We start from the raw sequence: 24,083 nt of genomic DNA, 5'->3' as shown, positions 1-24,083 counted from the left end.
CTAACGGTATGAGTCGTCCGGTGCGTATCGGAGTTCAGCTTCAGCCACAGCATGCGCCTGATTACGGGCTGATTCGCGATGCGGTGTTGCGGGCCGAAGAGGCCGGGGTGGACATCGTGTTCAACTGGGATCACTTCTTTCCGCTCACGGGTGATCCGGCGGGCGCGCACTTCGAATGCTGGACGATGCTCGGGGCTTGGGCCGAGCAGACCGAGCGGGTGGAACTCGGCGCGCTGGTCACCGGCGGCGGGTACCGGAATCCGGATCTGCTGGCCGATATGGCGCGCACGGTGGACAACATCAGTGGCGGCAGGCTGATCCTGGGGATCGGTGCGGGCTGGTTCGAGCGTGATTACGACGAGTACGGCTATGAGTTCGGCACGCCGGGCAGCAGGCTGAAGTTGTTGAAGGACAGCATGTCTCGCATCACGGCGCGGCTGGCGAAGCTGAATCCGCCGCCGGTCAGACAGATCCCGATTCTCATCGGCGGTGGTGGTGAGCGCAAGACGTTGCGGCTGGTCGCCGAGTACGCCGACATCTGGCATTCCTTCGCCGATGTGTCGACGCTCGCGCACAAGAACAAGGTGCTGGCCGAGCACGCGGCGGCCGTCGGGACCGACGAGTCGCGGATCGAACGCTCGGTGCAGTGGCAGGGTCGTGACGAGGCGAAGGCGCTGCACGACGCCGGCGTCACGCTGTTCACCGTCGGCGTCTCCGGCCCTGACTACGACCTCACGGAGGTGCGTCGCGCGATCGAATGGCGCGACGACGTGAACCCGGAAGTGCTGGAGGGCCTCGCGTAAGCCCCTTCCGCTAGGAGCTGCGTCATACCGCCGCGCTGCGTAACCTTCGATTCGCAAGGTTGCGGCTAGGGTTTATCGCCATGGCAGGTGTACGAACCAAGGCGCGGATCGCCGCCCTCTTGCTCCTCGTCGGCGTCGCCGCGACCGGTTGCGGTGGTGGCTCCGACAGCAGCACCGCACGCGACCTCTGTTCGCCACCCGGTCCGTCAGCGGCGGCCGCCGCCCCTGCCAACCTCGCCGCCGGCGAGACCGCGGGCCCCGACCGCTACACCACGGCGACCACCGCACCGGTCGAGCAGATCGACACCTCGAAACTCGGCCTGCTCAACCCGGGCGTCCTGAGCGTCGGCACCCTCTCCGACGCCCCGCCGAGCATCTGCGTCAACGGCCAGGGCTCGTTCACCGGCTTCGACAACGAACTCCTCGCCGCGATGGCGGCGAAACTCGGTCTGCGCGTGGAGTTCTCGGGCACCGAGTTCGCCGGCCTGCTCGCCCAGGTGTCGGGCAAGCGCTTCGATGTGGGTTCGTCCAACATCACCACCACCGACGCTCGCCGCGAACTGGTCGGCTTCACCAACGGCTACGACTTCGGCTACTTCTCCCTGGTCGTCCCGCAGAACAGCGCGATCAAGGGCTTCGGCGACCTGACCGGCAGCTCGCGCATCGCGGTGGTGCAGGGCACCGTGCAGGACGAGTTCGTGGTGAACCAGCTGAAGCTGGACCCGGTGAAGTTCCCCGACTACAACACCGCTTACGCGAATCTGAAGTCCGGCCAGGTCGACGCGTGGGTCGCTCCGTCCGCGCAGGCCGAGGGTGCGATCAAGCCCGGCGACGGAATCGTGGTCTCGCAGAACACCTTCAGCCTCGACAACTTCGTCGGCTACGCGGTCGCCAAGAACAACCAGCCGCTGATCGACGCGCTCAACTCCGGCCTCGACGCGGTGATCGCCGACGGTACCTACGCCCGCCTCTACGCCGACTGGGTGCCCCGCGAACTCCCGCCCGGCTGGAAGCCCGGCTCGAAAGCCGCACCGGCACCACAACTTCCGGACTTCAAAGCGCTGGCAGCCGAAAAGGCACCGGAGACAGAGCAAGTCGCGCAGAAGTCGACCCTGCAGCAGTTGAAGGACACCTTCTTCGACTGGTCGCTGTACCGCCAGGCCTTCCCCGATCTGATCAAGACCGGCCTGCCGAACACCCTGATCCTGGCGCTGGTTTCGGGCATTCTCGGCACCGTGATCGGCATGCTCCTCGCGGTGATGGGCATCTCGAGAACCCGCTGGTTGCGCTGGCCCGCCCGCGTCTACACCGACATCTTCCGCGGCCTGCCCGCCGTGGTGATCATCCTGCTGATCGGCCTCGGCATCGGCCCGGTGGTCCGCAATATCACCGGCGGCAACCCGTACTGGCTCGGCGCGGTCGCACTCGCGCTGCTGTCGTCGGCCTATATCGGTGAGATCTTCCGCTCCGGCATCCAGTCGGTGGAGCCGGGCCAGCTCGAAGCCGCGCGCGCCATCGGTTTCGGTTACCGCCAGGCCATGACGTTGGTGGTGATCCCGCAGGGTGTGCGACGGGTGCTGCCCGCGCTGATGAACCAGTTCATCGCGCTGATCAAGGACTCGTCGCTGATCTACTTCCTCGGCCTGCTCGCCTCGCAGCGCGAACTGTTCGCCGTGGGCCGCGACCTCAACGCCCAGACCGGAAACTTGTCCCCGCTGGTCGCCGCGGGCCTGATGTACCTGGTGCTCACCATCCCGCTCACCCACCTGGTCAACTACATCGACCAGCGAATGCGCACCGGCAAACCTACCCCCGCCGACCCGATCGAACAGGCCGTCATCACAGAAGGGCGAGGCGCATGAGCGAGCGTAGCGAGCGGCAGACCAGCACAGCTGCCTATGCAGTCATGGCGGAACCGAGCGCCAGCGAGGTGGAGGCATGAGTGCATCGTTGACCGGGACCGGGCTCGAGCTCACGCTCGGCAACAACCACATCCTGCGCGGTGTCGACATCCACGTCGAGGCAGGCCACGCCACCACCGTCATCGGCCCGTCCGGCTCGGGCAAATCGACCCTGCTGCGCGTGCTCAACCGCCTGCACGAACCCGATTCCGGCGACGTGCTCCTCGACGGCAAGTCGGTACTGAAGGACAACCCCGACAAGCTGCGCCAGCGCATCGGCATGGTCTTCCAGCAGTTCAACCTGTTCCCACACAAGACCGTCGCCGACAACATCGTCCTCGGCCCGCGCAAACTGCGCGGCCTGTCCGCCGACGAAGCCCGCGCGCTGGCGATCGAGCAGCTCGAGATCGTCGGCCTGGCCGACAAGGCCGACGCCAGGCCGGCCGCGCTGTCGGGTGGTCAGCAGCAGCGCGTGGCCATCGCCCGCGCGCTGGCCATGAAACCGGAGCTGATGTTCTTCGACGAGGCCACCTCCGCGCTCGACCCGGAGCTGGTCAAGGGCGTGCTCGCGCTGATGGCCGACCTCGCCTCTGGCGGCATGTCGATGATCGTGGTGACCCACGAAATGGGCTTCGCGCGCGAGGTCTCCGACAGTGTGGTGTTCATGGATCAGGGCGTGGTCGTGGAGACCGGCACCCCCGACGCCCTGTTCGACGACGCCAAGACCCCGCGCCTGCGCCGGTTCCTCGACCAGGTCCTCTGACGGGACCCGACAGCTATTCATGCGCGACTGCTAATGTCGGAAGGGCTTGGAGCTCCATTCGATCAGTACCGGCCACGTGCCGGGAAACCGGAAAGAGAGAGCCGATGACCGCCACGCACGCCGAACACCCGCAGCACACCCACGTTCACGGACCCACCTGCGGCCACGTCTCTGTCCCGCACCAGGACCACGTCGACTACGTCCACGACGGCCACCTGCACCGCGAACACGAGGGTCACTTCGACGAGTGCGAGACCTCAGCACACGTCGAGCACACCGCCCACACCCACGAACACGGTCCCGGTTGCGGCCACGTCTCCGTGCCGCACGGCGACCACGTCGACTACGTCCACGACGGCCACCGCCACGCCCCCCACGCGGACCACTACGACGAGCACTGACTGCCCGCATTACTACCGGCTCGACGGTCGGCCGGTTCCCCCGTTACTGTCTGTGCCTGGCGGCTCGCGTCATGCCTGCCGATTGATGGATGGGGAACTTTCGGCCGATGGGCAAAACAATCAGGCGCGCACTGGCTTTCGGTGTCGCGGGCAGTGTGCTGGCCGCGTGCGTCGCCACCTACGGCATCGGCGTCAGCCTGGCCGACGGGCGCGACCCGATCATCGAATCCAAGAAGCTGCTCGCGACGCCGACCACGGCGAACGGCTCGAACATCATGTCGAGCCGCGTCGATGACCGAAACCTGACCATGCTGGTTTTCTCCGCCGCGATGAACAAGCCGATCACGGTGAAGGTGCAGCGCCCCAGGGACGCATCCGTGCCGCGTCCGGCGCTGTACCTGCTCAACGGCGCGGGCGGCGGCGAGGACAGAGCCACCTGGTGGCAGAACACCGACGTCGGCGACTTCCTCGCCACCAAGGACGTCAACGTGGTGATGCCGGTCGGCGGCGCCTGGGCGTACTACACCGACTGGCAGCGCGACGACCCCGCGCTCGGCCGCAATAAATGGCGCACGTTCCTGCTCGACGAACTCCCACCCCTTGTCGACGCGGCACTGGGCACCAACGGCGTCAACGCCATCGCCGCCAACTCGATGACCGCCACGGCCGTCCTGCAATTGGCGCAGGCCAAGCCCGGTTTCTACCGGTCCGTCGCCGGCTACAGCGGCTGCGCGCAGATCGCCGACCCGGTCGGCAAACAGTTCACCAAACTGGTGGTGGAAACCTACGGCGGCGGCGATGTCACCAACATGTACGGCGCCGACGACGACCCGGCCTGGGAAGCCAACGACCCGGTCGTGAACGCCGAAAAACTGCGCGGCACAAACCTTTACGTCTCGGACGCGTCGGGTCTCCCCGGCCCGCACGACAGCACCGACGACCCGTACATGATGAACCCGACCCCCGTCGGCCTCGCCAACCAGCTCGTCGTCGGCGGCGTCATCGAAGCAGCGGTCAACTGGTGCACCCGCAACCTCGAAACCCGCCTGTCCGAACTGAATATCCCCGCCACCTTCGACCATCAACCCACCGGCACCCACTCCTGGGGCTACTGGCGCGACGCCTTCCACCGCTCCTGGCCAACCCTCGCCACAGGCCTCGGCCTCCGCGAGTAAAAGGCATAACGCTCTCGGTTGAGCGGCTGGCTGCGGGCTCGGGTCGGTCCGCAGTCTTCGGGTCTCGAACTCGTTGTGCGGCAACGCCGATGGTGGGACCGGTCAGTCGGTGACGGTGGCGAAGGCTGCCCAGAGGAGGGGGGAGTTTTCGGGGGTGGGAGTGGTGCGCCAGGTGGACAGGCGCGATCTTTGCCAGGTCAGGAGGGTGGGGATGGGTGTGGGGGAATCGTGGGCGGTGTCCACGGCGCAGATGGCGGCTTGCAGGGGGTAGGTCGTGGTGGGGGTGAGGGTGCGGAAGGCGTGGTCGGTGGGCAGGGGCCAGCGGGTGGCGGTGACGAGTTCGGCGCCCGCTGCCAGGGCCGCGGTGGTGAGGCCGAGGGCCTCGGTGAAGCGCAGGTCGCCGCCGCTTTCGCAGGCGATGAGGGCGACGCGGCTCGGCATCGGCCACAGGTCGCGGCCTGCGATCGGGGACGGATCGAGGGAGTGGGTGCCGAGGAGGAGGTCTTTCGCCGACAGGGGGCGGTGGCTGCGGTTCGGGGTGGCGAAACCGCGGGTGTCGGCGGTGCAGCTCAGGTGGAGTTCGGCGTGTTCGCTCTGGCCGGATTCCGGTGCGGCGGAAGTGACATGGCCGACGTAGAAGAGTCGGCTCGCGCCGTCGCGGAGGACGTCGGACAGCCATTCGCGGTCGGTGTCGCCGCGACGGAAGAGCTCGACCGGGTCGGCTACCCGAGGGACAAGTCGAGCACCGTAGCGGCTGAAGTGCTGGGCCACTGGGCTTTCCGCGCTCGGCCGACCGAGTACCGAGCCCAGTTCGGAGTCCGCGCGGAATCCGGGCACGCGCGGGTCGAGCACCGCGACAACGGGCAGATCGCGAGTCTCGTTCCACCGGTGCGCAATTCGCTCCGGAAAATGCACCACTGATACCGGCGCGAGCAGACTCACGTCGGCGATATCGAGCAGCCGGATCGCGGGATCGGGCGCGATGATCTCCCACGGAACCTGGGCGAGTCGGGGCGAGGGCTGAATCCGCAGGTGTGGGCGGACCCCACGCTGGGACAGTTCGTACAGCTGCACGGCCAACCCGTACGGCAACAGCGTGCGTGACAATTCCTGTGCCAGAGCACTTTCCGCGGTTGGATCGACGAGGGCGCCCTCGGTCATCACCCGCCGAAGGTCCTCGGGTCGCGCGGGATCGGGCACCGCATCGGCGAGCGTTCGCAGCACTTCACGCACCTCGTCTCGCGGCAGCATCGCGACCCCGCGCGCCAAGGCGTCGTCGGCCCACCGCCACGACACATACACATCTCCCGCATCGGCCATCCGGACGAAGGCGGTCGGTCCCGGTGCCGTATCCACGACCGTCTCGTTCGGGGGCGGTGTGTTCACAGTGCGATCATTCGACGGTCGCGGACAGGTCGGCCGTAGCGTTGTTCGGCGTGGGTGATGAAGTCCGACAGCACTATTCGGTCACCATCGGTGAGTCTGGGCGGGGGCGCGACGGGGATTCCCGCCGCTGCGGCGACGTCGGCGAGTGCGGCGCCGAGTTGTAATGCGGGCGTGGATGTCGACGCGGGGGAGGTGGGGTCGATGAGCTCGAAGCCGAGGTCGGGTGCGGTCGGCTCGAGGGAAGTCAAATCGAGAGTGGTTCCCGCGCACTGGGTATCGATCAGATCGCTGACCAGTTGACCGTTGCCGGACAGGGCGGCGCAGCGGAAAGCCAGCCGCATGGCGGGTTCGGCGACGGTGCGGTGCCAGTGCTCGCGCTGATTGCCGTTGGGGAGCGTGTGGCGCACGGCATCGATGGCGAGCGCGGCCGGGACCGCCAGGGATACCGCGCGGCTGAGAAGTGCCGGATCCGGTTGTGCCGCTTCCTCGATCGCGGCGTACAGCAGTTCGGCATGCCAGTAGTCGAGCTGGGCGCAATGCATGCCGAGCCCGTGCGCGGCGTAGACGGCGAACGACGCGTCGAGCAGCGCTTCGCCGAACTCGAGATCACCTTCGGCGCAGGCGACGGTGGCCAATCGCAGGCGCACGTCCGCCGCGTCCACCACCGCGCCGCTGGCGTCGAATCGTGCCAGCGCGCGCTCGTAATGCGCACGGGCCGAGGCGAAGTCGCCCCGGCGTTCGGCGAGAAAACCCATCGTCTTCGCGCCGATCCCGGACCGATGCCCCAGCTCGGCCGCTTCGAAGAACGCCTGACTGGCCAGCAACGGTTCCTCGGCCTCGTCGAAGTGACCCGCCCGCACCAACATCGTCGCCAGGTTCTGCCGCGACTCGGCGACGGCGTCGTCGGCGCCCGCAGCGGCGAACGCGGCCACACTCTGTCGAGCGAAGTCGATGGCGAGCTCCCACCGCCCGGTTTCGAACGAGCACGCGGCCAGGTTCATCAGGGGATGACCGGCCAGCTCCGGCACGAATCGTTCTGTCACACCGAGTGATTCGGTTGCCAGTTCGCCCGCGCGCGCCCACTGCTGTCGATGCAATGCCACCGCCGTCAGCGACAACAGGCACGCCACCCGCAGCATCCCCTGATCGGAACTGTCCGCGAGCAGTGTCCGCGCTTCCTCTAGCACGTCTTGTGCCGCGCCGAACTCGCCCAGATGCTGGAATGCTTGCGACAGATTCACCAAAGCCGCAGGTCGCTGGTGCGCGGCATCCTCCGGCATCTCGGCGAGGGCAGTCCGGAACAGGGTCACCGCCCGTCGATGGTCGCCGAGCTCGTCGGCCATGCTCGCCGCGTTGACCAGCGCCGCACTACGCAACCGAGGCGCCGCACTGGCGGCCGCGTTCTCGAAGATCTCCAGCGCCGCGACCACGTCACCACGCTGGTACGCCGCGTATCCCGCGGTGAGCTGCGCGTCGTCCTGGTCGGATGTTCTGCCCGTGGCTGCCATCAGAAGTCCTCGTCCGTTTCGGCGGCGACGGTTTCGGCGTTCAGCCGCAGGTCGCCCCCGGCGAGACGACGGCGGGCGAACCCGCGAATCCGATCGCGAGCGGCCGCCTCGTCTTCCGCTGGTTCGGCAGGCCCGACTGCGGGAACGAAAACGGTGACTTCCAGAGATGTTTCCGGTGTCCCGGGGATCTCGGCCGTTCCCGTCCAGACGTCCCCGCGCAGCTGCAACGCGATCGCCACGTCGGCCGATGGCGGTGACGCCGCACGATCGTCCGGGGCGACCGACCGCACGCGTGCGAAGGGTCGAAGATGGTCGGGGACGGTGCTCCGACAATCGGGCGCGGCGACCACGCTGACCTGCGCTGTCGACACCCCGGACGCCCGTGTCACCTGCCACGACACTGCCTGCTCGCTCGCGTCGAGAATGCCGGGCGGGCAACGCCGCCAATCCCATCCACCACTCCCACGCGCGACGATCAGGCCGCCAACCCGGTCCTGACCACCGGCCGCCAATGCGTAATCGTCGGCGCGCCCACGAGATTCACCGTGCGAATCTGCACGGCGCCCAGCCGCCCCGTCCTGCTTCCGACTGCCCGACGCGCCCCCGCCGTCATCGGAGCCCGCATTGTCACCGTGTTCGATCTCCATTTCACGGAGCCCCGCGCCGCCCGAGAGAGCGGATTCTCCATCACCGGAATTCGCATCGAGCACCATTTCGCAAGTCCCGCTGAGCGATTCGATCTCATCCAGGAGCAGCCGAGCATCCAGCGACGGAATCCCGTCGACAGTCGACGCGGGCCACCACCGACTTGCCCAGTGTGCGTAGGCAAGCCGACGTAGAGCTGTCACCAGATCCGGTCGGGCGGGTTCGGCTGTGAGTGACTGTGGATGGTTTCCGGCGACAACCAACGCGACCGCTTCGCCGTAGACCGCCCACACCCAATCCTGAGCCGCCTCGACATCATCGAGCACCGCAGCGGGCAGTTCGCCACCATCGAGAGCCCAACTCAGGTGCCCGCCAACAACTTCGAGTACCAGCACATCGAGCCCCGGCGCGGCATCGGTGACCAGCGGCGCACCGTCGGGCGCGATGACGAGCAGCCCGGGTTCAGCGCGGCGAAGATCGACAACAGTCATCAGCTGGCCCTCGCTTCCGTCACAGTCGCCTCGGCGGTGAGTGCCTGTTTGACCCGCGTCCGGTGATCCAGCATCACCGACCGCGCCACACCGTCGAGCAGATCCCACAGCTCACCGGGCTCGTACACCGGCATCTCCCGCACATCCCGCCCATGCAATCGCACCCACAACCTGCGCAGATACGGCCGCCACGGGGTCCGCAACTCGGCCGCCACCGTCGCCAGCGGACCCACCCCGTCGACCGCGTGCACCGCGTACCGCCGCGCCTGCAGCACATACCCTTCGCGCCGCCACCGACTGTTGACCACCTCGTGCGCTCGCGAAGTCGCGCCGGACGTGTCGATCGGTGAAAGCCCTAGCGCCAGTTCACAACCCGCGGCGGCGGCGACTCGCAGTGACTCGTCGAGCAACCCCCACGGCGAACAACTGCGCGAGATCTCCCGCGTCACCAGCTCCGGAATCTCCGGCAGATCGGTCCGATCGAGACTGCCCTGCAGCACCGTGAACACCCGCTCGTACACGGTCCGGTCGAACGGCAGTCCGAGATTCGAGGTCGATGCCGAGGCGCCGAGCGCGGGTTGTCGTGGACTCGAATACGTGGTGAGCCCCAGGTCATCGGCACCGTGCGCCGGATGTTCCAGCCACAGGGCGATTCCGCGATGGGTGCCGGCGCGGTCGTCGACGATGTCGTCGAACAGCGGCCCGGCGTCGGCCGGATCACCTTCGCGGGCCAGCGTGCACGCCTCGAGCAGTTCGGTCAGTTCGGCTGCCAGGTCACGCGCGCCATAGGGTGCGAGGGGTCGTCGAGCCCAGGCGATATCCAGCAGTCCGGCCAACTCTGCGGCCCGATCGGGTGCTGTCACATAGGTTTTCAGTGCGGTAGTGGTGCGGCCGCCCGTGCTCTCGTGGACTTCGCGCAACGTCTCCTCGGCCCGCGCCCGCCCGTCACCGTCGGGCGCACCACAGACGATCGCGAGTTCGAAGCAGCGCTGGAAGTACAGGTCCTGCGCGTTCCCCTCCGTGATCCGCAACGCCCGCCGCACCTGCTTCAGCACGGTGAACCATGCAGCGCAGGCCCGCAGGGTGTCCGATTGCGCGTGTACCAGCGCGGTCAACAGCGCGATTCCGTCGGCGTCGAGCACGCTCGCCGCCAGCGTCGGATGCTGCATCGGTCGCAGCACCAGCGGATCGAGGATCAACTTCACCGTTCGCCGCAACGGCCCACCGGCGGCCCCGCTCAGCGCGTCGACCCCGTCCAACTCCCGCCACACCTCATCGAGAACCATGGCGCGCGGTCTGAGCATCGCACCAGGTTATAGGTACCTTCGGCCGCTGGTCACCTCCTCTCGACGGGTAAACGATGACGTTCTCGGCGCGCCTCCGCCGATGGACTGACCGGAGGGTGCGACGAAGGAGTGCCCGGAGGGAGGGAAGAGGCGGAGTTAAGCGCCGAGAACCGCGGCGCCAGCCGCCATTAGATACCGAAAGTTGGGATCGGTAGGCGGCGGAGGATTTCTACCTTTCTCTCAACGGGTTACCAGCCCGAACCACCCAGAGAAACGGAAACCACCATGAACACCAAGCTGATCGCCACCCTCGCCGCTTCCGCCGCCGCCACCGCGCTGTTCGTCACCGGCTGCAGCGACGACGCGAGCACCACCTCCCCGAGCACCCCGGGATCGGCGGCCCCCGCCCCGGCGGCAGGCAAGTCCACTGCCAGCGTCGACGGCAAGGAATTCACCGCCAAGTTCGACACCACCTGCGCCAAGCAGGCAGGCACCCTGGCCCTGGCACTCACCGACACCGCCAACTCCACCTACGGCAGCCTCTCGGTCAGCGCCTCGATCGAGGGCGAGACGGTCCAGGCCGTCGCCATCGCGGGCAGCCAGGGCGGCGCCAACGGCCTGCCCTACGCGGTCGGCTACGGCAACGGCCAGCCCGGCGGTTCGGCCACGCTCGCCAAGGACGGCAACACCTACCGCGTCACCGGCGAGGGCATCAGCGCCGACATGACCAACCCCCTCGCAGGCCCGTCGACCGTCAAGTTCGACATCACCTTCGCCTGCTCCACCATCGTCGGCGCCTGACCATGCGGGCCAAACTACGCGCGGCCGCGGTCGCGTTCGGAATCCTCGCAGTCGGTTATTACCTCTACTACGGACTCACCTACACCCCCGACGAATTCACCGGCGCGATGCTCGGCTGGGTCGGCCCGCAGATGGCCCTGCCGATCATCGCCCTCACCATCGTCCCGATCGTCTTCGCCTTCACCGGCGACGGCATCCTCGAAGCCTTCACCGGCCGCAACAGCAGCGAGTTCCGCGACGCCGCAGTCGGTATCGGCACTATCACCTCGTTCCGGCAGACCGGCGTCTCGGTGAACGACCAACCGCAGGTCAAGATCGATTTCCGGGTCGAGGGGTCCGATGGAAAGGTCTTCGATTCGCACGCCAAGATGATCGTTCCGCTCACCGAACTGGCCCTGCTGCAGCCGGGCGTGGTCCTGCCGGTCCGCTACCTGCCGGGCCGCACCGACAAGGTCGAGGTCGACCGCTCCGGCGACAACGGCGCCGCCCAGCGCGCGATGAACGAATCCCTGATCCGCAAGGGCATCACCACCCGCGGCAAGCTCGACATCGCCGAACGCGGCATCGCCGCCCAGGCGGTGGTCCGCAGCCTCGACGTCCCCGGTCGCATCCGCGGCGGCTACACCGAGATCGCGCTCGGCCTGGTCGTCACCCGTCCCGACGGCACCACTTTCGAAACCCGCGCGGAGAAGTATCTGCCCCCGACGGCGATCGGATCGGTGCAGGTCGGCCGCATCGTCGGGGTGCACTACCTGCCCGGCAACGAGCAGGAGGTAGTGATCGCCCTTCCGGTCAACGCCTGATGGCAACCACCGCGCGCTGTGCCCGATCCCTGTGATCGGACACAGCGCGCGCCTAGTTTTGGTCGTGCGTTCATCTTCGCTTTCCCGACGGCTCGCTTGGGGTGCTTACGGTGCCGGAAGTCCGTTCTACTCAGGAGTCACCGTGAGTCCGAAACCGCTCGCCCTGTTCGTCAAGCATGACGGCCAGTCGGCACGCGCCGCCCTGACCTGTGAATACAAGTGTGGCAACGCTTGCTTTCACGAGCCCCCGAACACCTCGGAGGGTGCCTACTTCGGTGACATCGTCAGCGGCCTCAACCGCCGTGGCCTGATCAAGGGTGGCGCGGCCGCCGTGCTGGCTGTCGGTGCGGTGAGCGCACTGGCCGCCTGCGGTGACGACAGCACCGAGGCGAGTGTGCCGAAGCCGACTCCGGCCGGAACCCCCGGCACCGGAACAGCTTTCACCGCCGTCGCGCCGAACAAGGAAGATGCGCTGACGATTCCGGAGGGCTACGAGCAGCAGGTCGTCATCCGCTGGGGCGACCCGATTTTCGCCGACGCCCCCGCGTTCGACTTCGACAAGCAGACCGCCGCGGCGCAGCTGAAGCAGTTCGGTTACAACAACGACTTCGCCGCGCTGATGCCGATCGAAGGCCAGGCCAACAGCTACCTGCTCGTGGTCAACCACGAGTACACCACCGGCCCGATGATGTTCCGCGGGTACGACAAGGACAAGCCGACCGACGAGCAGATCGCGATCACCAAGGCCGCGCACGGCATGGCCGTGGTCGAGCTCAAGGGTGAAGCCGGTTCGGGCAAGCTGACCCCCGTGTTCGGCAAGTACAACCGCCGCATCACCGCCGACACCGAGTTCCTGCTCACCGGTCCGGCCGCGGGCAGCGCGTTCACCGTCACCGGCGCCGACCCGTCGGGCACCAAGGTGCTCGGCACCTTCGCCAACTGCGCCGGTGGCGTAACCCCTTGGGGCACCGTGCTTTCCGGTGAAGAGAACTTCAACGGCTACTTCGCCAACGGCGACAAGGCTTCCGACCCGAAGGGCCGTGTCAAGCGCTACGGCTTCCCCAAGGGCGGCACCCCGAACCAGTGGGAGCGCACCGACAAGCGCTTCGATCTGAATCAGGAACCCAACGAGGCCAACCGTTTCGGTTACGTCGTCGAGGTCAACCCGTGGGATGCCTCCTCCACGCCGATCAAGCACTCCGCGATGGGTCGCCTCAAGCACGAGGGCGCGTCGATCTACGTCACCGACAAAGGTGACGTCGTCTCCTACACCGGCGACGACGAGAAGTTCGACTACATGTACAAGTTCGTGTCCTCGCGCAAGATCCAGTCGGGCACCGGCGCTTCGGCGATGCGTCACAACATGACCATCCTCGACGCGGGCACCCTCTACGTCGCCAAGCTCACCGGCGACCACGCCGCCGAGATCGACGGCTCCGGCAAGGTCCCCACCGGCGGTTTCACCGGCAAGGGCCAGTGGATCCCGATCCTCGAGACCGGCGACGACGGCAAGGGCAAGTCCCTGGTCGATGGCATGACCGCCGCCGAGGTCGCGGTGTTCACGCGCCTGGCAGGCGACAAGGTGGGCGCCACCAAGATGGACCGCCCCGAGGACTTCGAGGCCAACCCGTTCACCGGCAAGGTCTACGTGGCGCTGACGAACAACGACAACCGCGCCAAGGACGACAAGCCGGGCGTCGACGAGGCCAACCCGCGCAAGCTGAACAAAAACGGCCAGGTCCTCGAAATCACCGACAACCACACCGGCACCGACTTCACCTGGTCGCTGCTGCTGGTCTGCGGTGACCCCGCCGCCGCCGACACCTACTTCGCCGGCTTCGACAAGACCAAGGTCAGCCCGATCTCCTGCCCGGACAACCTGGCCTTCGACCCGTACGGCAACCTGTGGATCTCCACCGACGGCAACGCGCTGAAGACCAATGACGGCCTGTTCTCGGTGATCCTCGACGGCCCCAACCGCGGTGAGACCAAGCAGTTCCTCACCGTCCCCAAGGGCGCCGAGACCTGCGGCCCGATCGTCACCGAATCCCACGTCATCGTCGCCGTCCAGCACCCCGGCGAGTCCGACGACGCCACCCCCGACAACCCGCAGTCGCACTGGCCCGACGGCGGCACCGCCCAGCCCCGTCCCGCCGTGGCGGTTGTCTGGAAGAAGAACGGCGGACGAATCGGCGTATAGCCGGTCCCCGATCCGCTGACGAAACCGCTACTCGGCTGGGCGAGTAGCGGTTTCGTCATGTCGGCGCTCGGCGATCGCCGCGGCCAGCTCGTCCGCGGTGACAACTTCGCCACGCGCGAGCTCAGCCTCCGACTGTGCCATCCGCAGCAATGCCTCTGGGTCCGCTGAAATCGCAGCGGTTTCGGCTTCGGACTCGCTCATCGCACCGGGTCGTGCACGGGGAAGCCGAGCTGTTCAGCGACCGAAATCATGTTCTTGTCGTGGGTCACGATGGTGACGTCGTCCAACCCGCTGCGCAAGGCTGATGCGAGGTGAATGGCATCGAGCGACTTGACGTGCGAGATAATTGCCTCGGCCTCGTTCAAGACGGCATGGTCGAGCGGGATGATGCCGATCCGGTCGAGGATATGATCGCGATCGAGAACCGGTTTTCCTTCGCGGCGCAGAACGCGGGTGAGTTCGGTCCGCAGTAGGCGCGACGAAACTACCGAAACATCCAGGTCTCCTGTGGCCGTGTCGAACCACCGGGCTGCCTCTGGCGACTGGCCGAGCAGAATTCTCACGGCGATCGACGAATCGAGGTAGTACGCCTTCACCACTCGCCCTTCTCGGATTCGAGCAGTTCGTCGATGGTGCTCGCGGTGCGGAGTTCGTGTCGCGGGATTTCGCTCGTCCGCGCGGGACCGGCCAGCTTGCGCGGGATGATGCGCGCAGACGATGACGCGGGCACGATGTAACCGACGCGGTGGTTGTGTCGAGTCAGCTCGTAGACCTCCCCCGATTCGACATCGGCAATCATCTCCGATGGATTCTGGCGGAGCTCCCCAACGCTGATCGACTTCATAACCCCAGTGTAGAGCAGTTTGTCTACATATGTCTACGAGACAATCGTTGCCGGCTAGCTGCTGCCGAACAGGCCGGACATGTTGGCGAAGCGGGCGAAATCGGTGTGGGTGGCGTTGAAGCGGTTGACGTCCGTGCCGCCGTGGATGCCGGGGACGGTGCCGCGGTCGGTGGTCTGCCAGAAGGTCCAGGTGGGCCAGGCGCCGGGGACTTCGGGGTGGTCGTTGCCGCTGTAGTCGGCGATCCAGAGGGGGAATCTGTGGAACGCGTTGGTGTCGGCCATCGCGGTTTTCCAGAAGTTGGGGTAGGTGTAGATGATCGGCGTGCGGCCGGTGAGGGCTTGGACCGTGTTGAGGTAGCGGTGGGTCCAGTCGATGAGGGCGGCGGGGGCGAGGCCGCCGGAGGTTTCCAGGTCGAGGACCGGGGGCAGGTCGAGTGGGCCGTTCTGGCCGAGAACTGTCGTCGCGTACATCGCCGCCTGCGGTTCGGGCGGCAGTTCGGGCCGTGCGAAATGGTAGGTCCCGCGCGCCACCCCGGCGGTGCGCATCAGAATGCTGTCCTGCACGAAGTACGGGTTGACGTAGTGCAGCCCCTCGGTGGCCTTCACCATCGCGAACTGGTGGCCGGCCGCGCGCACCGCGTGCCAGTCGATCATCCGCCCGTCCACATGCTGCCAGGACGACACATCCGGCCCGCTGGGCTCCGCCTGCGCGGTAGCGGGCAGTGCGCAGGCCAGCGCGACGAGCGCAACACAACCACGAACCGTCGAACTCCAGCGCTTGGTGTCCATGGCCGTCGACCGTAGTGGCTTGTTGCCGGTGTGACCAGTGGTGTTGGTGGGTGTCTGTGAATAGTTACCGAAAGCCTGTCGGTGCGTGCCCGTATCTTGGTGCGGACATCGGATGACGGGAGTGCAGGTGGCGCGCAAGCGTGAGGTGCGGTTCGAACCCGCGGTGGCGAAGCCGGGCGAGTTGCGTCCGGCCCTCGCGCCCGGCGACGACCCGATCAATGAACTGACCGTGACCGACGTCGACTATCGGGACGCGGATTTCGCCGACAACCACGTCTCCGGCATGAGCGTCGAGGCCTGCCGATTCGAGAGCGTCCGATTCCCGAGCACGCTGCGCCACAGCGTCATCGCCGAATCCACGCTGCGCGTCTGCGATCTGGCCAACGTGCAGGCCGACGACTCCACGATGATCGAATCCCTGATCGAACACGGTCGCCTCACCGGATTGTCCTGGACCGCAGGCGTTCTCCGCGACGTGCTGATCGAATCCACGCGCGCCGATCTGTCTTCCTTCGCCCAATCTCGCCTACGCACAGTAGTTTTCCGCGACTGCGACCTCCGCCAAGCCGACTTCCAGGGCGCCGAATTCCGCAACGTCCGCTTCGAACGCTGCAACCTCGTCGGCGCCCGCTTCACCGGCGCCCGCATCCAGCAGAACCTGCGCTTCGAGGACTGCGACCTCACCGGCATCTACGGCATCACCGCGCTACGCGGCGCCACCATCCAGGGCGGTGACCCGGAAGGACTGGCATCGACGCTGGCTCGCGAACTCGGCATCACTGTCGAGTGGCAGGTCTACGCCGGCGAGAACTAGCCCAGCCAGTCGAGAACCGAAGCGGCGGTCCAGGATTGCTGCATGCTGCCGAGGGGGGCGCCGGTGAACGGTTCGTAGTATTCGGCGAAGCTACCGTCGCTGGCTTGGCGTAGACCTTCGGCGCGCAGCATGTAGGAGCGTTCGGCCCAGCCTCGGCGGGCGAAGGCCCAGGAGAACAGCCAGCTCATGACCGGCCAGACGGGGCCGCGCCAGTATTCGCGGGGGCGGAACTCCTTGGCGACGGGGGAAGTCGAGGGTGGAAGGGCGTAGCGGAGGTCGGGGTGGCCGCAGAAACGGGGGCCTTCGAAGGTGTTGAGCAGGGCTCGTTCGGCGTGGCGGGAGAGGCCACCCGAGAGCAGGGGCGCGAACATGGCGAGGGTGTCGGTGCTGATCCAACGTTGCAGGCGGACGTCGTAATCCCTTGCAGCGCCGGTGCGTTCGTCGGTGGTGGTGACCACGCCCTTGCGGAAGCGTTCGGCCCAGCCGTGCAGCTCGCGGACGTCGGCGTGCGGTTGTTTGTACTCCTCGCCGATATCGGCGAGCACCTCACACGCCAGCGCGAAGATCGCCGAGACGAACACGTCCTCCACGGCGAAACTCATCACCGAGGTGAGCTGGAAATCGTCGTAATTCGCCCGCCGCATCTGCTCGACCAACCACAGGTAGCGGTCGTATTCGCGGTCGCTCGGCCGCTGGGAGAGATCGGAGATGATCGAGGTGTCGGCCCGGCGGTAAGGCGGAAGGTCCGCGCCTGGAACAACATTGGCGTAGGCGCGATCCCAGCGCGGCGAGTTGTCCATCCCGGATTCCCACCCGTGGTACAGCGTGATCCGCCCGGTTTCCTTGGGGTCGCGGGCGTGCGCGAGCCAGCGGTGCCAGCGCACCAGATCCGGCCAGCGGCGGTTCAGGAATTCCTCGGCGACCGCGCGGGTGGAGCGGCCGTGGCGGCGGGAGTGGTCGAGGATGCGCTGCACGGCGATCGCGTGCACCGGGGGCTGGGTGATGCCGGAGGTGTCGGGGCCGTCGGGTGCGTTGGCGGCCAGCTTGCGACATTCCCAGCGCGCTGGCCCTGGAAAATACCCGTCGACACCGTTGGCGAACACGATGTGCGGGATCATCCCGTTCTTCCACTGCGCCGACAGCAACGTGTCGAGCTCGACCACCGCCCGCTCCACGCTCAACGGCGCCAGCCCCACCGCGACGAACGCCGCGTCCCAGCTCCACATGTGTGGGTAGAGGCGGGGCGCGGCGCTGGTCATCGTGCCCAGGTCGTTGCCGCGCAGGAGGTAGGCGGCGCGGGCCGCGAGCTGCGTCGAGGTGAAACCCGGGTCGGTCATCTATCTATTTTGCGGCGTAGCCGGCCCTACGGCATCTCGGCAGTGGTGTGACGATCAGTACCCGGCTTGACGTGGCGTGTTCTGGGCGGCCGATCCGACCGAGCTGAGCATGGTGGTGATGCACAGACCCACCAGCAGGTTGATCGCCGCGGTCGCGATCTTGGCGTCCAGATCGGCGACCAGGGTGAACGGCAGAATCACCGCGACAGCCGTGAGCAGCAGACAGATCCAGGTGAAGAACGTGAGCGGGCTCGGCATGGCCAGCAGCAACACCATCAACAGGGCCGTCGCCATCAGCGCGGCACCCGCGGCGGCGACGGCATAGGACGTGGTGGAGACGGTGCCGTACGCGCCAGCGCCTTCGGGCGAGAGGATCGCGATGCCGAGCACCCCGCGGATCAACATGATCGCGACGACCACCAGCAACGCGGCAACCACAGCCGTGCCGATCCCACCCGCCCACAGCTTGCCCACATTGACCTTGGGCTCCGGCTCGCCCTGAGGGTAGTGCTCACCCTGGGGATACTGCTGGCCGTGCGGGTACTGCGGCTGGCCCGGGTGCTGGGAATACTGCGGGTTGTCTGGTCCGTAGTTGTACCGGGGATCGGTCATAGTCCGACGGTACTAGTCGGTGCTGACATCCGCGCGTGGAAACGGCCACGGTGTCGAGAACTAACGTGAACCCATGACGGTGACCAGTACCCCCGCCCCGACCGCCCTCATCACCGGCGCCAGCCGTGGACTCGGCGCCGCGATCGCCCGCGAACTCGCGCCCACCCACAACTTGCTGCTCGGCGCCCGCTCCGCCGACGCGCTACAGCCGATCCTCACCGAGCTGCCCGAGGCCACGGGCTGGCCGGTCGCGCTCACCGATTACGCCGCCGTCGCCGCGGCCGCCGAGCAGATCTCGCACCTGGACGTGCTCGTCCACAATGCGGGGATCGCCGATCTCGGCACGGTCGCCGAGTCGTCGGTGGAGCAGTGGCGTGAAACGCTCGAGGTGAATCTGATCGCGGTCGCCGAGCTGACCAGAGTGCTGCTGCCCGCGTTGCGTGCCGCGAACGGGCATGTGGTGCTGATCAATTCGGGTGCGGGTATCCGTGCGAACGCCGGTTGGGGCTCCTACGCGGCGAGCAAGTTCGGACTCCGCGCGTTCGCCGACGCGCTGCGCCTGGAGGAACCCGCTCTCCGGGTGACCTCGCTGTTCCCCGGCCGCATCGACACCGATATGCAGCGCGCGATCGTCGCCGACGAGGGGCGCGAATACCGGCCGGAGGAATTCCTCAACGCCGAGACCGTGGCATCAGCGGTCCGCAACGCCGTCGATACTCCGCGCGACTGCCATCCGACAGAGATCGTCCTGCGCCCGGCATAATCACGCAATTCGAGTGGTTCCAGTCAGAAAACTGACTGGAATCGCGTTGTTTGCGTGATTATGCCGGTCGAATCAGTCAACCCGTGCCGGTCACACATGCTCCCACCGGCACAAAGGGTATTGTCGCGATGCGCGGACGGCCTTCAAGGGGGTCGATGCTGTTCGCGCGCATGTGCCCGACGGTTCGCCTGCTCGATGGATTCCCCGGGTACGTTTCCGCGCGTCGAGAACTGCGGCACCAGCCGCGAAGAGACTTCAAGTAGGGGTTCGCACAGTGGATAGACGTCGAATGCTGGCGCTGTTGACCGCCGGCGCCGCCGTGGCGCTGACCGGCTGCGCGACCGCCGAGGGCGAGACGGTCGAGGCCGGTTCCGCAGGCGGCGAGATCCCCGCTCCGCCCCCCGCCAAGCCCCTGCTGCCGCCTCCGCCGGGCGGCCCGAAGTCGATCATCCCCCCGAAGCCGATCACCGCGCTTCCGGGTGCGGGCCAGTCCATGGCACTGACCGTCGACGACGGCGCCAGCCCCGAGGTCGTCGGCGCCTACGTGAAATGGGCCAAGGACACCGGCGCCCGCTTCACCTTCTTCGTCACTGGCTACTACGAATCCTGGACAATCCACCGCGACGCCATGCGCCCGCTGGTGGAATCGGGTCAGATCCAGCTCGGCAACCACACCTGGGACCACGCCGCCCTGACCAAGATCAGCTCGACCGAGGTGGCCGACCAACTCAGCCGCACGAAGGCATTCCTGCGCAACAACTTCGGTGTCGACGGCACCCCGTTCTATCGACCGCCGTTCGGCTATCACAACGCGGGAGTCGACAAGATCGCCGCCGACCTCGGCTATACCGTCCCGACCATGTGGTACGGCTCGCTGTCGGACTCAGGCCTCATCACCGAGGAATACCTGATCGAATGCGCGCACAAATATTTCGCCGCCCAATCCATCATCATCGGCCACGCCAATTTCCCCCCGGTCACCCACTGCTACGGGCAACTCGTCGACATCATCCGCGAGCGCAACCTGTCGCTGGTCACGCTGAACGACGTCCTGGAAGTACGGAGCTGATCTCGCAAGAACATGGGTAACTCACCGGGAACGAGCTAACCCACCTACCGCACAAAGCTTGCCGCGTCCCCAACTCTCCCCGTACCCGGGTCTGGCCAAAAGACCCGGGGAGGCGGTTACGGGACGATGTTGACCATCTTGCCGGGGACCACGATGATCTTGCGCGGTGCTTGACCCTCGAGCAGAGCGATGACCTTCTCGTCGGCCAGAGCCGCTGCCTCGATCGCCGCGACATCGGCGTCGGCCGGAACCTGAATTCGGCTGCGCACCTTGCCCTTCACCTGAATCGGGTACTCCACCGAATCCGCCACCAGCAGTGCGGGATCGGCGGTGGGGAAGGGGCCGTGGGCCAGGGAAGTGGTGTGGCCCAGGCGTTCCCAGAGTTCCTCGGCGATGTGCGGGGCCAGCGGGGCGAGCATCAGCACCAGGGGTTCCACGGCGGCGCGGGGGGCGCCGGTGGGGTAGGTCTTGGTGAGGTGGTTGGTGAGCTCGATCAGCTTGGCGCCCGCGGTGTTGTCGCGCAGCGCCGCCAGGTCCTCGTCGACGCCGGCGATGGTGCGGTGCACCAGGCGCAGGGTTTCGTCCGACGTGGCGGCGTCGGTGGCCTTCACCGTGCCGGTTTCCTCGTCGACCACCAGGCGCCAGACGCGCTGCAGGAAGCGGTGCGCGCCGACGACATCCTTTGTCGCCCAAGGGCGTGAGGTGTCCAGCGGGCCCATCGACATCTCGTAGAAGCGGAAGGTGTCGGCGCCGTACTGGTCGCACATCTCGTCGGGCGAGATGGCGTTCTTCAGCGACTTGCCGATCTTGCCGTACTCCTGGAAGACCTCGATCTCGACACCGTCGGGACCGGTCCAGAAGAACTTCGCGTCGCGCTCGACGATCTCCGCAGCGGGTACGTAGGTGCCGCGGGAGTCGGTGTAGGCGTAGGCCTGCACGTAACCCTGGTTGTAGAGGCGGCGGTAGGGCTCGCTGCCCGACACATCGCCCAGGTCGAACAGCACTTTCTGCCAGAACCGCGCGTACAGCAGGTGCAGCACCGCGTGCTCCACACCGCCGACGTACAGGTCGACGCCGCCCGGGTCGTCGGGTCCGTGCTGGGGCCCGAGCCAGTACTTCTCGTTCTCCGGGGCGCAGAACGTGTCGGTGTTGGTCGGGTCGGCGTAGCGCAGCTGGTACCAGGACGAGCCTGCCCAGTTGGGCATGACGTTGGTGTCGCGACGGTACAGCTTCGGCCCGTCGCCCAGGTCGAGTTCGACGTTGACCCAGTCGGTCGCCTTGGCCAGCGGCGGGGACGGTTCGGAGTCGGCGTCGTCGGCGTCGAAGGTGACCGGAGCGAAATCTTCCATCTCCGGAAGTTCCACGGGCAGCATGGATTCCGGCAGTGCGTGCGCGACACCGTCGGCGTCGTAGACGATCGGGAACGGTTCGCCCCAGTACCGCTGGCGGGCGAACAGCCAGTCGCGCAGCTTGTACTGGACGGTGCCGGTGCCGTGACCCTCGGCTTCGAGGTGACCGATCATGGTCGCCTTGGCCTCGTCGACCGGAAGCCCGTTCAGGAAGCCGGAATTCACCAGTTCGCCGTCACCGGAGTACGCGGCTCCGGACACATCGCCGCCTGCGATCACCTCCACGATCGGCAGGCCGAGCGTGGTCGCGAAGTCCCAGTCGCGGCCGTCGTGGCCGGGCACCGCCATGATGGCGCCGGTGCCGTAGCCGCTGAGCACGTAGTCGGCGATGAAGATCGGCACCTGCTTGCCGTCGGCCGGGTTGGTGGCGTAGGAGCCGAGGAAGACGCCGGTCTTCTCCTTGTTCTCCTGACGTTCCAGATCCGACTTCGCCGCGATCGACTTGCGGTACACCGCAACAGCTTCGGCAGGGGTGGCGCTGTCGTTGGTCCAGCGGGCGTCGGTGTCGGCGGGCCATGCGGCAGCGGTCAGCTTGTCGACCAGCTCGTGCTCGGGTGCCAGCACGACATACGTCGCACCGAACAGAGTGTCGGGGCGGGTGGTGAACACCTCGATGGTCTCGCCGTCGGCTGAATCCATGGTGGCACTCCCGGGGCCCTGCGTGGTTACGCGGGCTGCCTCCTCCGGGCCCGTCGCTCGTGCCACGGGGAAGCGCACCTGCGCGCCGCGCGAGCGCCCGATCCAGTTGCGCTGCATGGACTTCACGTTGTCCGGCCAGTCCAGGGTGTCCAGGTCGTCGACCAGGCGATCGGAGTAGGCGGTGATGCGCATCATCCACTGCCACATGCGCTTACGGAACACGGGGAAGTTGCCGCGCTCGCTGCGCCCGTCGGCGGTGACCTCTTCGTTCGACAGCACCGTGCCGAGACCCGGGCACCAGTTGACGATCGAATCCGACTGGTACACAAGGCGGTACGAGTCGATCAGCGCACCGCGATCGGTGGCCGACATGGTGTTCCAGTCGCCCTCGGGAACCGGTCGCGCACCGCTGGCGAACTGTTCTTCCAGCTCGGCGATCGGGCGGGCCTTACCGGCCTCCTGGTCGTACCAGGCGTTGTAGATGCGCAGAAAGATCCACTGCGTCCACCGGTAGTACTCGGGGTCGGTGGTGGCGAACGAGCGGCGCGGGTCGTGGCCGAGGCCGAGCCGGTCCAGCTGACGCTGCATCGTGGCGATATTGGCCTCGGTGGTCACGCGCGGGTGCGCGCCGGTCTGCACGGCGTACTGCTCGGCGGGCAGGCCGAAGGCGTCGTAGCCGAGGGCGTGCAGCACGTTGCGGCCGCGCATGCGGTGGTAGCGGCCGAAGACGTCGGTGGCGATATAGCCAAGCGGGTGGCCGACGTGCAGGCCCGCGCCAGAGGGGAACGGGAACATGTCCTGGATGAACAGCTTGTCGGGCGGTGTCTCGCCGGCGAGCAGGCCGACCGGGTTGGGCGCGTTGAACGTGCCGCGCTCGGTCCAGATCTCCTGCCAGCGCCGCTCGATCCGCCCAGCGAGCTCGGCGTTGTACCGGTGCTGAGGTACGTCACTCTCGGTTGCACGAGGGTCCTGCACGGTACCGCCTTCTTGTTCTCGCCGATCCGGGGTAAACATCGTCTAACAGGGTAGAACGTGGGCGCGAGCGCATTTCCGACGACCCGCGCGGTGTGTGGGCGGTCACCTCGCCGGGGAGCGCTCGATCGGCCATCGGCGCAGGTGCGCTAGCCTGCAGGAATGGTCGTCGTCGCTTCCCTGTTGTTCGCGCTGGCCGCGGTCGCCATCGTGACCGGCGTGCTCGGACTGCTCGGCAAACTGCCCCGCAATCGCTTCCTCGGCGTCACCACCGCGGCGGCGCTGCACAGCGACGACAATTTCCGGATCGCCAACCGCATCGCCGCCCCCACCTCCGTCGGTGCCGGTGCCCTGCTGTTCGCCGGTGGTCTGGTCGTTCTGGTGGCCGGTGGTTTCGCGAGCCTCGGCGTTGCCGCGGTCGTCGCCGTGATCGCCGTGTTCACCCTCGGTGCGGGCGCCAACGCCGCGGCCCGCGCGGTCGAACCCCTCATGCCTCCCGCTCCGGTCGGCGGCTGCGGTTCCTCGTGCGGTGGATGCTCCCTGCGCGACACCTGCGCACCCGCCAACTGAGTTCCCGGCGTTTCGGCGCCGACCGCTTCGGCGGCATTCGAAAGCTGGTTCCCTGCTGTTCGTTTCATGGTAAGTGGGCGGGGGTACAAAGGAACTAGGACT

General features: G+C 67.1%; 22 protein-coding genes and 1 pseudogene. 12 read left to right on the top strand and 11 right to left on the bottom strand.

Going from position 1 to position 24,083, the window contains the following annotated elements; all coding sequences use genetic code 11:
• Positions 1–8: 8 nt before the first annotated feature.
• The 5 genes from ACFWUP_RS25540 (at position 9) to ACFWUP_RS25520 (ending at position 5,043) form a co-directional block, all read left to right on the top strand.
• Positions 9–803: an LLM class F420-dependent oxidoreductase gene (locus ACFWUP_RS25540; RefSeq protein WP_379238405.1), complete on the top strand. Its 795-nt coding sequence runs from the start codon at positions 9–11 to the stop codon at positions 801–803.
• An 80-nt stretch (positions 804–883) separates the two neighbouring features.
• Positions 884–2,665 carry an ABC transporter substrate-binding protein/permease gene (locus ACFWUP_RS25535; protein WP_379238403.1) on the top strand — a complete coding sequence of 594 codons (1,782 nt, stop codon included), beginning with the start codon at positions 884–886 and terminating at the stop codon, positions 2,663–2,665.
• Positions 2,666–2,741: 76 nt separating this feature from the next.
• Positions 2,742–3,467: an amino acid ABC transporter ATP-binding protein gene (locus tag ACFWUP_RS25530; RefSeq protein WP_379238401.1), complete on the top strand. Its 726-nt coding sequence runs from the start codon at positions 2,742–2,744 to the stop codon at positions 3,465–3,467.
• A 104-nt stretch (positions 3,468–3,571) separates the two neighbouring features.
• Positions 3,572–3,868: a hypothetical protein gene (locus ACFWUP_RS25525; RefSeq protein WP_379238399.1), complete on the top strand. Its 297-nt coding sequence runs from the start codon at positions 3,572–3,574 to the stop codon at positions 3,866–3,868.
• 107 nt (positions 3,869–3,975) lie between these two features.
• Positions 3,976–5,043 carry an alpha/beta hydrolase gene (locus ACFWUP_RS25520; RefSeq protein ID WP_379238397.1) on the top strand — a complete coding sequence of 356 codons (1,068 nt, stop codon included), beginning with the start codon at positions 3,976–3,978 and terminating at the stop codon, positions 5,041–5,043.
• A 102-nt stretch (positions 5,044–5,145) separates the two neighbouring features.
• Here ACFWUP_RS25520 and ACFWUP_RS25515 read toward each other — a convergent pair whose 3' ends face one another.
• From ACFWUP_RS25515 to ACFWUP_RS25500, 4 genes are all read right to left on the bottom strand, one after another.
• Entirely contained in the window at positions 5,146–6,363 is a 1,218-nt protein-coding gene (locus ACFWUP_RS25515) for a CHAT domain-containing protein (RefSeq protein ID WP_379238505.1), read from the bottom strand.
• A 62-nt stretch (positions 6,364–6,425) separates the two neighbouring features.
• Positions 6,426–7,937, bottom strand: a complete 1,512-nt coding sequence (locus ACFWUP_RS25510; RefSeq protein WP_379238395.1) for a tetratricopeptide repeat protein — start codon at positions 7,935–7,937, stop codon at positions 6,426–6,428.
• Positions 7,937–9,073 carry a hypothetical protein gene (locus ACFWUP_RS25505; protein WP_379238393.1) on the bottom strand — a complete coding sequence of 379 codons (1,137 nt, stop codon included), beginning with the start codon at positions 9,071–9,073 and terminating at the stop codon, positions 7,937–7,939. Before ACFWUP_RS25505 ends, ACFWUP_RS25510 begins: the two co-directional genes overlap by 1 nt.
• Positions 9,073–10,359, bottom strand: coding sequence for a hypothetical protein (locus ACFWUP_RS25500; RefSeq protein ID WP_379238503.1), 1,287 nt, complete (start codon positions 10,357–10,359; stop codon positions 9,073–9,075). The genes ACFWUP_RS25505 and ACFWUP_RS25500 overlap by 1 nt, the downstream gene beginning before the upstream one ends.
• Positions 10,360–10,644: 285 nt before the next feature.
• Between ACFWUP_RS25500 and ACFWUP_RS25495 the strand changes: the two genes are divergently transcribed.
• From ACFWUP_RS25495 to ACFWUP_RS25485, 3 genes are all read left to right on the top strand, one after another.
• Positions 10,645–11,160, top strand: a complete 516-nt coding sequence (locus tag ACFWUP_RS25495) for a lipoprotein LpqH (protein ID WP_379238391.1) — start codon at positions 10,645–10,647, stop codon at positions 11,158–11,160.
• A 2-nt stretch (positions 11,161–11,162) separates the two neighbouring features.
• On the top strand, positions 11,163–11,963 hold the full coding sequence (locus ACFWUP_RS25490) for a hypothetical protein (protein WP_379238390.1): 801 nt from the start codon (positions 11,163–11,165) through the stop codon (positions 11,961–11,963).
• 142 nt (positions 11,964–12,105) lie between these two features.
• Positions 12,106–14,163, top strand: coding sequence for a PhoX family protein (locus ACFWUP_RS25485; protein WP_379238388.1), 2,058 nt, complete (start codon positions 12,106–12,108; stop codon positions 14,161–14,163).
• 27 nt (positions 14,164–14,190) lie between these two features.
• Here the strand turns inward: ACFWUP_RS25485 and ACFWUP_RS25480 are convergent, their stop codons facing one another.
• The 4 genes and pseudogenes from ACFWUP_RS25480 to ACFWUP_RS25465 all read right to left on the bottom strand — a co-directional run bounded on the left by ACFWUP_RS25480 (position 14,191) and on the right by ACFWUP_RS25465 (position 15,796).
• Positions 14,191–14,364 (bottom strand): hypothetical protein, encoded by a 174-nt coding sequence (locus ACFWUP_RS25480; RefSeq protein ID WP_379238386.1) that lies wholly within the window; start codon positions 14,362–14,364, stop codon positions 14,191–14,193.
• Positions 14,361–14,762, bottom strand: a complete 402-nt coding sequence (locus ACFWUP_RS25475; RefSeq protein ID WP_379238384.1) for a type II toxin-antitoxin system VapC family toxin — start codon at positions 14,760–14,762, stop codon at positions 14,361–14,363. The genes ACFWUP_RS25480 and ACFWUP_RS25475 overlap by 4 nt, the downstream gene beginning before the upstream one ends.
• A gap of 92 nt (positions 14,763–14,854) precedes the next feature.
• Positions 14,855–15,007 (bottom strand): annotated as a pseudogene (locus ACFWUP_RS25470) (type II toxin-antitoxin system Phd/YefM family antitoxin); the annotation flags it as partial.
• 54 nt (positions 15,008–15,061) lie between these two features.
• Entirely contained in the window at positions 15,062–15,796 is a 735-nt protein-coding gene (locus ACFWUP_RS25465; protein ID WP_379238382.1) for a glycoside hydrolase family 25 protein, read from the bottom strand.
• Between the two features lie 112 nt (positions 15,797–15,908).
• On the opposite strand from ACFWUP_RS25465, the gene ACFWUP_RS25460 reads away from it, so the two are divergent.
• Positions 15,909–16,610: a pentapeptide repeat-containing protein gene (locus ACFWUP_RS25460; protein WP_379238380.1), complete on the top strand. Its 702-nt coding sequence runs from the start codon at positions 15,909–15,911 to the stop codon at positions 16,608–16,610.
• Here ACFWUP_RS25460 and ACFWUP_RS25455 read toward each other — a convergent pair.
• Together ACFWUP_RS25455 and ACFWUP_RS25450 are read right to left on the bottom strand one after the other, a co-directional pair.
• Entirely contained in the window at positions 16,607–17,947 is a 1,341-nt protein-coding gene (locus ACFWUP_RS25455; protein ID WP_379238378.1) for an amylo-alpha-1,6-glucosidase, read from the bottom strand. The genes ACFWUP_RS25460 and ACFWUP_RS25455 overlap by 4 nt on opposite strands.
• 54 nt (positions 17,948–18,001) lie before the next feature.
• Positions 18,002–18,559, bottom strand: coding sequence for a DUF6069 family protein (locus ACFWUP_RS25450; RefSeq protein WP_379238376.1), 558 nt, complete (start codon positions 18,557–18,559; stop codon positions 18,002–18,004).
• Positions 18,560–18,632: 73 nt separating this feature from the next.
• Between ACFWUP_RS25450 and ACFWUP_RS25445 the strand changes: the two genes are divergently transcribed.
• The gene (locus ACFWUP_RS25445) at positions 18,633–19,322 is read left to right on the top strand and encodes an SDR family oxidoreductase (protein ID WP_379238374.1); all 690 of its coding nucleotides are present in this window, start codon (positions 18,633–18,635) and stop codon (positions 19,320–19,322) included.
• A 289-nt stretch (positions 19,323–19,611) separates the two neighbouring features.
• Positions 19,612–20,391 carry a polysaccharide deacetylase family protein gene (locus ACFWUP_RS25440; RefSeq protein WP_379238501.1) on the top strand — a complete coding sequence of 260 codons (780 nt, stop codon included), beginning with the start codon at positions 19,612–19,614 and terminating at the stop codon, positions 20,389–20,391.
• A 116-nt stretch (positions 20,392–20,507) separates the two neighbouring features.
• Here ACFWUP_RS25440 and leuS read toward each other — a convergent pair whose 3' ends face one another.
• Positions 20,508–23,414 carry a leucine--tRNA ligase gene (leuS, locus tag ACFWUP_RS25435; protein WP_379238372.1) on the bottom strand — a complete coding sequence of 969 codons (2,907 nt, stop codon included), beginning with the start codon at positions 23,412–23,414 and terminating at the stop codon, positions 20,508–20,510.
• Positions 23,415–23,573: 159 nt separating this feature from the next.
• On the opposite strand from leuS, the gene ACFWUP_RS25430 reads away from it, so the two are divergent.
• Entirely contained in the window at positions 23,574–23,981 is a 408-nt protein-coding gene (locus ACFWUP_RS25430) for an SdpI family protein (RefSeq protein WP_379238371.1), read from the top strand.
• The last annotated feature ends 102 nt before the right edge of the window (positions 23,982–24,083 follow it).

It is taken from the genome of Nocardia sp. NPDC058658 (assembly GCF_042716665.1).
GTDB lineage: Bacteria > Actinomycetota > Actinomycetes > Mycobacteriales > Mycobacteriaceae > Nocardia.
This window is presented reverse-complemented; position numbering and strand designations above follow the sequence as displayed.

Coding starts and splice junctions, on each gene's coding strand:
- ACFWUP_RS25500 (WP_379238503.1), bottom strand. CDS start 10,359: ATGGTTCTCGATGAGGTGTGGCGGGAGTTGGACGGGGTCGACGCGCTG.
- ACFWUP_RS25515 (WP_379238505.1), bottom strand. CDS start 6,363: ATGGCCGATGCGGGAGATGTGTATGTGTCGTGGCGGTGGGCCGACGAC.
- ACFWUP_RS25510 (WP_379238395.1), bottom strand. CDS start 7,937: ATGGCAGCCACGGGCAGAACATCCGACCAGGACGACGCGCAGCTCACC.
- ACFWUP_RS25465 (WP_379238382.1), bottom strand. CDS start 15,796: ATGGACACCAAGCGCTGGAGTTCGACGGTTCGTGGTTGTGTTGCGCTC.
- ACFWUP_RS25480 (WP_379238386.1), bottom strand. CDS start 14,364: ATGAGCGAGTCCGAAGCCGAAACCGCTGCGATTTCAGCGGACCCAGAG.
- ACFWUP_RS25520 (WP_379238397.1), top strand. CDS start 3,976: ATGGGCAAAACAATCAGGCGCGCACTGGCTTTCGGTGTCGCGGGCAGT.
- ACFWUP_RS25530 (WP_379238401.1), top strand. CDS start 2,742: ATGAGTGCATCGTTGACCGGGACCGGGCTCGAGCTCACGCTCGGCAAC.
- ACFWUP_RS25440 (WP_379238501.1), top strand. CDS start 19,612: ATGCTGGCGCTGTTGACCGCCGGCGCCGCCGTGGCGCTGACCGGCTGC.
- ACFWUP_RS25535 (WP_379238403.1), top strand. CDS start 884: ATGGCAGGTGTACGAACCAAGGCGCGGATCGCCGCCCTCTTGCTCCTC.
- ACFWUP_RS25525 (WP_379238399.1), top strand. CDS start 3,572: ATGACCGCCACGCACGCCGAACACCCGCAGCACACCCACGTTCACGGA.
- ACFWUP_RS25455 (WP_379238378.1), bottom strand. CDS start 17,947: ATGACCGACCCGGGTTTCACCTCGACGCAGCTCGCGGCCCGCGCCGCC.
- ACFWUP_RS25430 (WP_379238371.1), top strand. CDS start 23,574: ATGGTCGTCGTCGCTTCCCTGTTGTTCGCGCTGGCCGCGGTCGCCATC.
- ACFWUP_RS25460 (WP_379238380.1), top strand. CDS start 15,909: ATGACGGGAGTGCAGGTGGCGCGCAAGCGTGAGGTGCGGTTCGAACCC.
- ACFWUP_RS25450 (WP_379238376.1), bottom strand. CDS start 18,559: ATGACCGATCCCCGGTACAACTACGGACCAGACAACCCGCAGTATTCC.
- ACFWUP_RS25490 (WP_379238390.1), top strand. CDS start 11,163: ATGCGGGCCAAACTACGCGCGGCCGCGGTCGCGTTCGGAATCCTCGCA.
- ACFWUP_RS25495 (WP_379238391.1), top strand. CDS start 10,645: ATGAACACCAAGCTGATCGCCACCCTCGCCGCTTCCGCCGCCGCCACC.
- ACFWUP_RS25445 (WP_379238374.1), top strand. CDS start 18,633: ATGACGGTGACCAGTACCCCCGCCCCGACCGCCCTCATCACCGGCGCC.
- ACFWUP_RS25505 (WP_379238393.1), bottom strand. CDS start 9,073: ATGACTGTTGTCGATCTTCGCCGCGCTGAACCCGGGCTGCTCGTCATC.
- ACFWUP_RS25540 (WP_379238405.1), top strand. CDS start 9: ATGAGTCGTCCGGTGCGTATCGGAGTTCAGCTTCAGCCACAGCATGCG.